Source organism: Variovorax sp. MPBD4-3 (genome assembly GCF_058809745.1).
This window is the reverse complement of record NZ_JBXASW010000073.1, coordinates 19,553-28,966: the sequence shown is the minus strand read 5'-3', so window position 1 is coordinate 28,966 and position 9,414 is coordinate 19,553. Positions and strand designations below refer to the sequence as shown.

Here is a 9,414-nt window from a genome sequence, read left to right as displayed (position 1 = left end):
GCGAAATAAAGGAGGAGGCCGCAGGCCGGGGGACATTCGCGGAGCAAGGTACCCCGTCGGCGTGAGCGCGCCCTGAATGACCCATGGAGCGACAAACATGAGAAGGGATGTTCATCAGTGCTCCTCGTCCGAATGCCCGCTGCGCAAAGAACGCCACAGCAGCACAGGCAGGATGATGGTGAACACGATCACCTCCTTGAAGGAGCTGGCCCAGAAAGAGCCGAAGGCCTCGATCACGCCCACCGCCAGCGCACCGATCAGCGCGCCCGGATAGCTCGCCAGGCCCGCGATCACGCCGGCGACGAAGCCCTTCAGGCCGATGAGGAAGCCCGAGTCGTAGAACACCGTGGTCGTCGGCCCGATCAGCAGCCCCGACAACGCACCGATCAGCGCCGCCATCGCGAACGTGAGCTGCCCCGCCGCCTGCGTCGAGATGCCCATCAGCCGCGCGCCGAGCCGGTTCACCGCCGTCGCGCGCAGCGCCTTGCCATACAGGCTGCGCTCGAAGAAAAGCCACAGCAGCACGATCAGCGCCGCCGACACGCCGAAGATGATCAACGCCTGCCCGCTCACGTTCAGCGGCCCCAGCGCCATGCGCTCGTCCCAGAACGGCGGATTGCGGAAGCCCTCGGCGCCGAAGAACAGCAGGCCCAGCCCCGTCATCGCGAAATGCACGCCCACCGACACGATCAGCAGCACCAGCGAACTCGCGCCCGCCAGCGATTGGTAAGCCACCCGGTACACCAGCGGCCCGAAAGCCGTGACGATGAACACCGTGAGCAGCGCCTGCACGCCGATGGGTAGGTTGCGCGGGCCGGCCCAGGCCGACACCGCGCAGACCACGGCCGGCAGCGCGAAGGTGCGCAGCGCGGCTTTCAGCCCGGCCGCCGCGCTGCCGCTGTGGCGCCAGACGCTCACCAGGTCCATCAGCGCGGCGACGCCGGCCAGGATCAGCAGCAGCCACACCGTGCCCGGCGTCTTGCCGGTCTGGAAGATCGCCAGCGTCAGCGCGCCGTACGCCACGAATTCGCCCTGCGGGATGAAGATGACGCGGGTCACCGTGAAGACGAGCACGATGCCCATGCCCAGCAGGGCATAGATCGCGCCATTGGTGAGTCCGTCCAGCGTCAGGATGCTGGCGATCGAGAGATCCATGGCGTGTGTGTGGTGCGGCTGGGGAAAGGGTTTACTGCTCGACCTTGAACGCGCCGTTCACCACCTTGAGCATCACGCCGGTCTCGGTCGTGTAGCCCCAGTGGTCCTGCGCCGTCCAGTTGAGCACGCCGTGCGCGAGCACCGTGCGGCCCATGCCTTCGAGCGCGTCGCGCAGCGCGGCGCGGAACTCCGGCGTGCCGGGCTTGGCCTTCTTGAGCGCGACCGGAACGGCCTTCTCGAGCACCGTGAGCGCGTCGGCCGCGTGGCCGGCGAACTGGTTGCGCGAGCCGGGGCCGTAGGCCTTCTCGTAGCCCTGCACGAAGGCCACGGCTGCCGCCTTCGACGGATGGCTGTCGGGCAGCTGCTCGGCCACCGTGGCGGGGCCCGACACCACGAAGGTGCCTTCGGCGTCCTTGCCGGCGGTGCGCATCAGGTCTTGCGTGGCGGCGGCGTGCGTCTGGTAGACCTTGCCCTTGTAGCCGCGCTCCATCACCGCCTTCTGCGGCATGCCGGCGCCGCTGCCCGAGGCCACGATCAGGATCGCGTCCGGGTTGGCCGAGGTGAGCTTCAGCACCTGGCCGGTCACGCTGGTGTCGGCGCGCGCGAAGCGCTCGGTGGCGACGATCTTGATGCCGTTCTTGGCGGCTTCGGCGGTCAGCGCCTTGAGCCACAGTTCGCCGTAGGCGTCGGTGTAGCCGAGGAAGCCGACCGTCTTCACGTTCTGCTTCTTCATGTGCGCGACCACCGCATAGGCCATCACGTCGTTCGACTGCGGCAGGCGGAAGAACCACTTGTCCTTGCCCGGCGGCAGGCCGGCCGGCGCGGTCGACAGCTGCGGCGTGCCCGACTCGGCGGTCACGTCGGCCATGGGAATGGCAACCGGCGTGGCGCTGGAGCCGATGATGATGTCGGCCTTGTCTTCGGTGACCAGGCGCTGCGCGTCCTTCACGCCCGTGGTCGGGTCGGTCGCGTCGTCGAGCACCACCACCTTGAGCGTTTCGCCCGCGATGGTCTTGGGCCAGATCGCGATGCCGTTCTTCACCGGGATGCCCAGGCCCGAAGCGGGGCCGGTCAGCGGCTGCACCACGCCGATGGTGATGTCGGCATGGGCGAAGCCCGCTGCCATGAGCGCCAGCACGGCGGCGAGAGTGGTCTTCCTGAAGGTCATTGATGTCTCCTGAATACGTTGCGGGGCGGGAACTCGGGTACGCGAAAGGGTGCGGCTCAGCGCGGCGCCATGCGCAGCGCGCCGTCGAGGCGGATCACCTCGCCGTTGAGGTGGCCGTTGGTGACGACGTGGCATGCCAGCTCGGCGAATTCCGATGGCTTGCCCAGGCGCGGCGGAAACGGGATGGACGCGGCCAGCGACTGCTGCACCGGCTCGGGCAGCTCCAGCAGCAGCGGCGTGGCAAAGAGGCCCGGCGCCACGGTGCACACGCGGATGGCGTGCTGCGCCAGGTCGCGCGCCATCGGCAGCGTCATGCCGACGAGCCCGCCCTTGGAGGCGCTGTAGGCCTGCTGGCCGACCTGGCCGTCGAAGGCCGCCACCGATGCGGTGAAGAGCATCACGCCCTTCTCGCCGTTGTCGAGCGCCGGCAGCTTCGCGCAGCGCGCCGCGAACAGGCGCGCCATGTTGTAGCCGCCGATCAGGTTGATGTTGACCACGCGCACGAAGTCTTCGAGCGGCGCGGGGTTGCCGTCCTTGCCGACGATGCGCTTGGCGCTGCCGATGCCGGCCACGTTCATCAGGATGCGCGCGGTGCCGTGCGCGGCCTCGGCCTTGTCCAGCGCGGCGTTCACGCTGTCGGTGTCGGTGATGTCGCAGACGCAGGCGACGCCGCCGATCTCGGCGGCCACCTTCTCGGCCAGTGCGGCATTGCGGTCGAGCACGGCGACCTTGGCGCCCAGGCGCGCGAGTTCGCGTGCGGTGGCTTCGCCAAGGCCCGATGCGCCGCCGGTGACGAGGGCGGCTTGTCCTTCGATCTTCATTCTTGTGTCTCCTGGATGGGGTTAGCGGGGCTTGAGGGTGAAGGGCAGGGTGCCGTCGTGCATCGCGTCGGCCAGCGCGGCGCGGTGCTTGAGCACCGAGCGCTGGTTGATGGAGCCCTTGTCGGTCACTTCGCCCTTGTCGATGGACGGCGGCTCGGCCATCAGGTGCAGCCGCGCGATGCGGTTGGAGCTGCCGGTGGCGCTCGCGGCCAGCGTGTCGACCACCTGCTGGAAGTGCGCCTGCACCGGCGCGCTTTCGAGCACCTGCTGCATCGTGGCGTCGGCGGGCAGGCCCGCGAGCTGCCGCACCTTCTGCGTCGGGAAGATCAGCGCGCCCACTTCCTTCAGGTTGATGCCGGTCAGCACCGCGTCCTGCACATAGGGCGCGCCGGCCGCGATGATCTTCGCGCGCATGGGGCCCACGCTCACGAAGGTGCCGGTGGCGAGCTTGAAGTCTTCCGCGATGCGGCCGTCGAAGCGCAGGCCGCGGTGGATGTTGCCGTCGTCGATCCACTTGACCGCATCGCCGGTCGAGAAGAAGCCTTCTTCGTCGAAAGCCTCGGCCGTGGCCTCGGGCGCGCGCCAGTAGCCGGGCGTGATGTTGGGGCCGCGGTAGCGCACCTCGGTCTTGCCGTCGACCTCGATCAGCTTGAGCTCGATGCCCGGCGCGGGCAGGCCCACGTCGCCCGACTTCACGTCGGGCCCGGTCACGTACAGCGCGAAGGGGCCCGATTCGGTCATGCCCAGGCCGGTGCCCATGACGATGCGCTCGCCCACTTCAGACTCCTGCGTCTTGTGCAGGCTGTCCCACACGGGCTGCGACAGCGCGGCGCCCGAGTAGAAGAACATCTTCACGCGCGACAGCAGGTTGCGGCGCAGCACCGCATCGGTTTCCATCGCGTGCGCGATGGCCTCGAAGCCGGTGGGCACGTTGAAGTAGATGGTGGGCGCGATCTCGCGCAGGTTGCGCAGCGTCTCGGCCATGCCGGCGGGCGTGGGCTTGCCGTCGTCGACGTAGAGCGTGCCGCCGTTGTCCAGCACGATGCCCACGTTGTGGTTGCCGCCGAAGGTGTGGTTCCAGGGCAGCCAGTCGACCAGCACCGGCGGCTCGTCGCCCAGCGCGGGAATCGACTGGCGCAGCTGCTGCTGGTTGGCGCACCACATGCGGTGCGTGTTGATGACGGCCTTGGGCATCTTGGTGGAGCCCGAGGTGAAGAGGAATTTGGTGATGGTATCGGGGCCGGTCGCGCGCATCGCTTCGTCGATGGCGGGCGTGGCGGGCGTCGAGGCCAGTGCGTCGAGCGAAGTGGCGGCGCGGCCTTCGAGCTGGCCTTCGGCAATGACGACTTCGGTCCCGGCGGGGACGACTGCCGCGATGGCGCGGCCGTAGCGTGCCGCATCGGTGGCGAACACGAGGCCCGGCGTCAGCGTGTCGAACACGTGGCGCAGCTTCTCGAAGTCCTGGCTCACGAGCGAGTAGGGCGGCGACACGGGGCAGTAGGGCACGCCGGCATAGAGGCAGCCGAGCGCGAGCAGCGCATGCTCGATGCCGTTCTCGCTGAGGATCGCCACGGGCCGCTCGGCGCTCAGGCCGCGATTCAGCAGGGCTTGTCCGATACCGCGGGCCTTCTGCAGCGCCTCGGCGTAGCTCACGCGGATCCAGTCGCCGGTGCTGCTATCGGCCAGCCGTTCGCGGCGGGCGATGAAGGTGCGATCGGGCGTGGCCTCGGCCCAGTGCGCGAGGCGGTCGGTCATGCGCTCGCGGTAGCTTTCGAGCTGCGTCTCGGCGGTGAGGTACTGCGTGCCAGGCGCTCCTTCGCGCAGCACGGCGCGGGTCACGCCGAAGGCCAGCGGGCGGTATCGGATGGCGGTCATGTCTTGCTCACCTTCGCGCCCCGGCCTTCGAGGAAATCGCGCACGCGTTCCTTGGCTTCGGGGGCGGCCTGGGCGATGCCGGCCATGAGCGCTTCGGTGAAGAAGCCGTGGTCGGCCGACTGCTCGGCGATGCGCGGCAGCGCATGCATGAGCGCGTAGTTGGTCAGCGGCGCGTTGGTGGCAACGCGCTTGGCGAGCTCGAAGGCCTTGTCGAAGGCCGTGCCTTCGTCGACCAGGTACTGCGCGAAGTTGGCGCGCTCGCCGTCCTCGGCGTTGTAGACGCGGCCGGTCATCATCATGTCGGTCATGCGGGCCACGCCGATCAGCTTGGGGATGCGCACCGAGCCGCCGCCGCCCACGAAGATGCCGCGCGAGCCTTCGGGCAGCGCGTAGAAGGTGCTGCGGTCGGCCACGCGGATGTGGCAGGCGCTGGCCAGCTCGAGCCCGCCGCCGACCACCGCGCCGTGCAGCGCGGCGATCACCGGCACCGGGCCGTGCTGGATCAGGTCGAGCGCGGCGTGCCACATGCGCGAGTGCTGCATGCCCTGGCCGGCGTCGCGTTCCTTCAGCTCGCTGAGGTCGAGGCCGGCGCAGAAGTGCGGGCCTTCGCCGTCGATCACCGCGGCGCGCACGGTGGAGGGCAGCTTCTCGAAAGTGTCGCGCAGTGCGAGGATCAGGCCGTCCGACAGCGCGTTGCGCTTGGAGCCGCGCGTCAGGCGGACGATGGCGACTTCGTCGCGGATGTCGAGTTGGAGGTCTGGATTGGTCATGGGAAGGTGTTCGGGGTTGCGTTGGATTATGGTTATGAGAAATAATCAATTCAAGGCATTCGAGCCTGCCCGAAGCTAGGGACTTACCCGCACTGGAGACAAACACATGGACTACGAGAACCTCGTTGCGATCGATATCCACACGCACGCCGAAGTGAGCTGCTGGAACCCGTTCGACAACTACGGCGAGGAATACGACCGCGCCGCCGACAAGTACTTCGGCTCCAGCGGCCGGCCCACCATCGCGGAGAGCGTGGCGTACTACCGTGAACGAAAGATCGGGCTGGTGATGTTCATGGTCGACGCGGAGTCGAACATGGGCCGCCGGCGCATTCCGAACGAAGAGATCGCCGAGGCCGCGAAGAACAACAGCGACATCATGATCGCCTTCGGGAGCGTCGATCCGCACAAGGGAAAGATGGGCGCGCGCGAGGCGCGCAGGCTCATCGAGGAGCACGGCGTGAAGGGCTTCAAGTTCCACCCGACGGTGCAGGGCTACCACCCCTACGACAAGATGGCCTGGCCCATCTACGAGGTGATTGCCGAATACGGCCTGCCGGCCATCTTCCACACCGGCCACAGCGGCATCGGCTCGGGCATGCGCTGCGGCGGCGGCCTGCGGCTGGAGTACAGCAACCCGATGCACCTGGACGACGTGGCCATCGACTTCCCCGACATGCAGATCGTCATGGCGCACCCCAGCTTTCCCTGGCAGGACGAGGCGCTGAGCGTGGCCACGCACAAGCCCAACGTGTGGATCGACCTGTCCGGCTGGAGCCCCAAGTACTTTCCGAAGCAGTTGGTGCAGTACGCCAACACGCTGCTGAAAGACCGCATCCTGTTCGGCAGCGACTACCCGCTGATCACGCCCGACCGCTGGATGCGCGACTTCGAGAACGCCGGCTTCAAGCCCGAGGTGATGCCCGGCATCCTCAAGGGCAACGCGGTCAGGCTGCTGAAGCTGGGCGCCTGAGGGGCCTCGCCGCTACGCGTCCGCCTCTTCCCTGGCGGCGGCTTCCTCCGCGTCGAGCCGGTCCCAGTCGCGCCCCGAGCGGCGCTGCCGCTCCTCGCGCTCGCGCGCCATCTGTTCCTCGAACTGCTGGCGGCCGGCCTTGTTGGCGGCGATCAGCTTGGCGCGGTCCTTGTAGTGGGGATAGATCTCGTCGCTGAGCTTGATGTTCCGCTGGCGAAAGCGCATGGTCGATTCGCGCGCCTCGTGCGCCGGCCAGCCCAGCGCTTCGAGCGTGGCGCGGGCGCTGCGCAGAGAAGACTCGAACACCTCGCGCTCCACATCCGTCACGCCGCGGTCGCGCAGCTGGAACAGGTGCGTCACGTTGCGGGCCCGCGCGATGATGCGCGCCTGCGGGAAGTTCTCCTTGACCAGATCGACGATTTCCAGCGATTGCTCGATGTCGTCCACCGCCACCACGATGGCCTTGGCCGTGCCGGCGCCGGCGGTGCGCAGCAGGTCGAGCCGCGTGGCGTCGCCGTAGAAAACGCGAAAGCCGAACTGGCGCAGGCCTTCGACGGTGTCGGCGTCGTGGTCGAGCACGGTCACGCGCAGGCCTTGCGACATCAGCATGCGCCCGACGATCTGGCCGTAGCGGCCGAAGCCGCAGATCAGCACCTTGGCGTCCTGCTGCTCGGAGATTTCCTCGAGCTGCGGGCCGTGGTTGCGGCTGTAGCGAGGCAGCACGAACTTGTCGAGCAGCACCAGCAGCAGCGGCGACAGCAGCATCGACAGCGCGACCGCGCCGATCAGCAGCGACGTGATCTCCGGCGGCAGCACGTCGGGCCCCGCGGCCTGGAACACCACGAACGCGAATTCGCCGCCCTGCGCTAGCAGCAGCGTGAACACCGGCCGCTCCTGGTAGGCGATGCCCATCGCCTTGGCCAGCGCATAGATCACCGCCAGCTTGACGACCATGAAGCCGACCACCAGCGCCGCCATGATCCAGGGGCTCGCAATGAGCACGCCGAAGTTGATCGACATGCCCACGGCAATGAAGAACAGGCCCAGCAGCAGGCCCTTGAAGGGCTCGATGTCGGTCTCCAGCTCGCGCCGGTATTCGCTCTCGGCCAGCAGCACGCCGGCCAGGAAGGCGCCCAGCGCCATCGACAGGCCCACCAGCTGCATCAGCGCAGCGATGGCCACCACCAGCAGCAGCGCGGCGGCGGTGAAGATCTCGGGCGTGTCGCTGCGCGCGATCCAGCGCAGCACCGGGCGCAGCAGCAGCCGGCCGCCGAGGATGATGCCGCCGATCACGCCGATGATCTTCGCGGCTTCCAGCGCGCGGTCGAGCCCGCTGATCGACTGCTCGGCGGCGGTGGCGCCGGCCAGCAGCGGCAGCAGCGCGAGGATGGGAATGGCCGCCACGTCCTGGAACAGCAGGATCGAGAAGCCGGCCTGTCCGCTCGGCGTCTTCAGCAGGTTGCGCTCGCCGAACACCTGCAGCGCGATCGCGGTGGACGACAGCGCCAGGCCCAGCGAGGCCACCAGCGCCACGCGCCATTCCGCGCCCACCGCACAGCCCGCGGCGAAGAGCACCGCGGCGCAGCTGACCACCTGCGCGGTGCCCCAGCCGAAGATCGGGCGGCGCAGGTTCCACAGGCGCTTGGGCTCGAGCTCGAGGCCCACCAGGAACAGCATCAGCACCACGCCGAACTCGGCGAAGTGCAGCACGTCCTGGACGCTGGACACCAGCCCCAGCCCCCAGGGCCCGATGGCGATGCCGGCCACCAGGTAGCCGATGATGGAGCCGAGGCCCAGGGCCTTCGACAGCGGCACCACCAGCACGGCGGCGCTCAGGTAGATCAGGCTGCTGGTCAGCCAGGCGGGTGCGTGTTCCATCAGGGTGCCTTGCTTGCGGAAGCCGTGGCCAGCCCGTGGGTCATGGCGCTGTGGAAGGCGTTGGACACGGCCTTGCCGATGTCGTCCGGATCGGCCGGGCGATCGGCTTCGGGCACCGGGCAGGCGATGCAGGCGTCGATTTCCTCGATCTCGGGCCAGTCGGGGTAGCTGCCCAGGCGCTGGGCGAAGGTCTGGACGTGCGCGGCCACCTCGGCCTCGGGGGCGCTGCGCGCGCCGTGGAAGATCAGCGGCGGCAGGAAGCGCATGCCGCACAGCGCGGCGGTCTGTTCGTAGGGCGGCAGGAAGGCGTCGAAAAAGTAGCGGTGGTAGCTCTGCGGGTGGTAGCTGGCCTCCGGGCTGCCGGTGGTGACCGCCAGCCAGAGGTCTTTGCCCTGCAGCGCCGTGCCGCCGGGGCCGTAGGCCCAGCCGTAGGCGAGCACGTCGTCGAGCCACAACTTCTGCAGCGCGGGCATGGAATACCACTGGATCGGGTGCAGCAGCACCACCAGGCTGGCCTTGGCGAGCCGGGCCTGCTCTTCCTCGACGTCGATGGAGAAGTCGGGGTAGCTGCCGTAGAGGTCGTTCACCTCGACGCCCGGCACGGCGCGGGCGGCGGCCAGCATGCGGCGGTTGACGCGTGAATCGCGCCAGTGCGGGTGCGCCGCCAGCACGTAGATGCCGCCAGGACCGGCGGCGGTGGTTCCCATGGATGTTGTTGTCGTCATGCCGAGAACATATCTCAGTCGGGGCCGGCGCGTCGGGCAAAAACGCGCC

The 9,414-nt window shown here is 68.6% G+C and carries 8 protein-coding genes; 1 reads left to right on the top strand and 7 read right to left on the bottom strand.

Annotated features, from left to right (window positions below):
• Nucleotides 1–114: 114 nt before the first annotated feature.
• From AC1RVW_RS27315 to AC1RVW_RS27295, 5 genes are read right to left on the bottom strand one after another with little or no spacing between them, the layout of a single operon-like run.
• Nucleotides 115–1,155, bottom strand: coding sequence for a branched-chain amino acid ABC transporter permease (locus AC1RVW_RS27315; RefSeq protein WP_081269944.1), 1,041 nt, complete (start codon nucleotides 1,153–1,155; stop codon nucleotides 115–117).
• A gap of 31 nt (nucleotides 1,156–1,186) precedes the next feature.
• On the bottom strand, nucleotides 1,187–2,323 hold the full coding sequence (locus AC1RVW_RS27310) for an ABC transporter substrate-binding protein (protein ID WP_081269943.1): 1,137 nt from the start codon (nucleotides 2,321–2,323) through the stop codon (nucleotides 1,187–1,189).
• Nucleotides 2,324–2,379: 56 nt separating this feature from the next.
• On the bottom strand, nucleotides 2,380–3,144 hold the full coding sequence (locus AC1RVW_RS27305; RefSeq protein ID WP_106936879.1) for an SDR family NAD(P)-dependent oxidoreductase: 765 nt from the start codon (nucleotides 3,142–3,144) through the stop codon (nucleotides 2,380–2,382).
• A 21-nt stretch (nucleotides 3,145–3,165) separates the two neighbouring features.
• Complete coding sequence (locus AC1RVW_RS27300; protein ID WP_493203680.1) at nucleotides 3,166–5,019, bottom strand: feruloyl-CoA synthase; 1,854 nt, start codon at nucleotides 5,017–5,019, stop codon at nucleotides 3,166–3,168.
• On the bottom strand, nucleotides 5,016–5,789 hold the full coding sequence (locus tag AC1RVW_RS27295) for a crotonase/enoyl-CoA hydratase family protein (RefSeq protein WP_081269940.1): 774 nt from the start codon (nucleotides 5,787–5,789) through the stop codon (nucleotides 5,016–5,018). The genes AC1RVW_RS27300 and AC1RVW_RS27295 overlap by 4 nt, the downstream gene beginning before the upstream one ends.
• 106 nt (nucleotides 5,790–5,895) lie before the next feature.
• On the opposite strand from AC1RVW_RS27295, the gene AC1RVW_RS27290 reads away from it, so the two are divergent.
• Nucleotides 5,896–6,762, top strand: coding sequence for an amidohydrolase family protein (locus AC1RVW_RS27290; protein WP_285412999.1), 867 nt, complete (start codon nucleotides 5,896–5,898; stop codon nucleotides 6,760–6,762).
• Between the two features lie 12 nt (nucleotides 6,763–6,774).
• On the opposite strand, the gene kefC is transcribed toward AC1RVW_RS27290, so the two are convergent.
• Nucleotides 6,775–8,640, bottom strand: coding sequence for a glutathione-regulated potassium-efflux system protein KefC (kefC, locus tag AC1RVW_RS27285; protein WP_081269938.1), 1,866 nt, complete (start codon nucleotides 8,638–8,640; stop codon nucleotides 6,775–6,777).
• Nucleotides 8,640–9,365, bottom strand: a complete 726-nt coding sequence (gene kefF / locus AC1RVW_RS27280; RefSeq protein ID WP_081269937.1) for a glutathione-regulated potassium-efflux system oxidoreductase KefF — start codon at nucleotides 9,363–9,365, stop codon at nucleotides 8,640–8,642. The genes kefC and kefF overlap by 1 nt, the downstream gene beginning before the upstream one ends.
• Nucleotides 9,366–9,414: the final 49 nt, after the last annotated feature.

Bases quoted from the DNA above. Each gene is read 5' to 3' on its own strand.
- AC1RVW_RS27305 (WP_106936879.1), bottom strand. From the start codon at position 3,144: ATGAAGATCGAAGGACAAGCCGCCCTCGTCACCGGCGGCGCATCGGGC.
- AC1RVW_RS27295 (WP_081269940.1), bottom strand. From the start codon at position 5,789: ATGACCAATCCAGACCTCCAACTCGACATCCGCGACGAAGTCGCCATC.
- AC1RVW_RS27300 (WP_493203680.1), bottom strand. From the start codon at position 5,019: ATGACCGCCATCCGATACCGCCCGCTGGCCTTCGGCGTGACCCGCGCC.
- AC1RVW_RS27290 (WP_285412999.1), top strand. From the start codon at position 5,896: ATGGACTACGAGAACCTCGTTGCGATCGATATCCACACGCACGCCGAA.
- AC1RVW_RS27310 (WP_081269943.1), bottom strand. From the start codon at position 2,323: ATGACCTTCAGGAAGACCACTCTCGCCGCCGTGCTGGCGCTCATGGCA.
- AC1RVW_RS27315 (WP_081269944.1), bottom strand. From the start codon at position 1,155: ATGGATCTCTCGATCGCCAGCATCCTGACGCTGGACGGACTCACCAAT.
- kefF (WP_081269937.1), bottom strand. From the start codon at position 9,365: ATGACGACAACAACATCCATGGGAACCACCGCCGCCGGTCCTGGCGGC.
- kefC (WP_081269938.1), bottom strand. From the start codon at position 8,640: ATGGAACACGCACCCGCCTGGCTGACCAGCAGCCTGATCTACCTGAGC.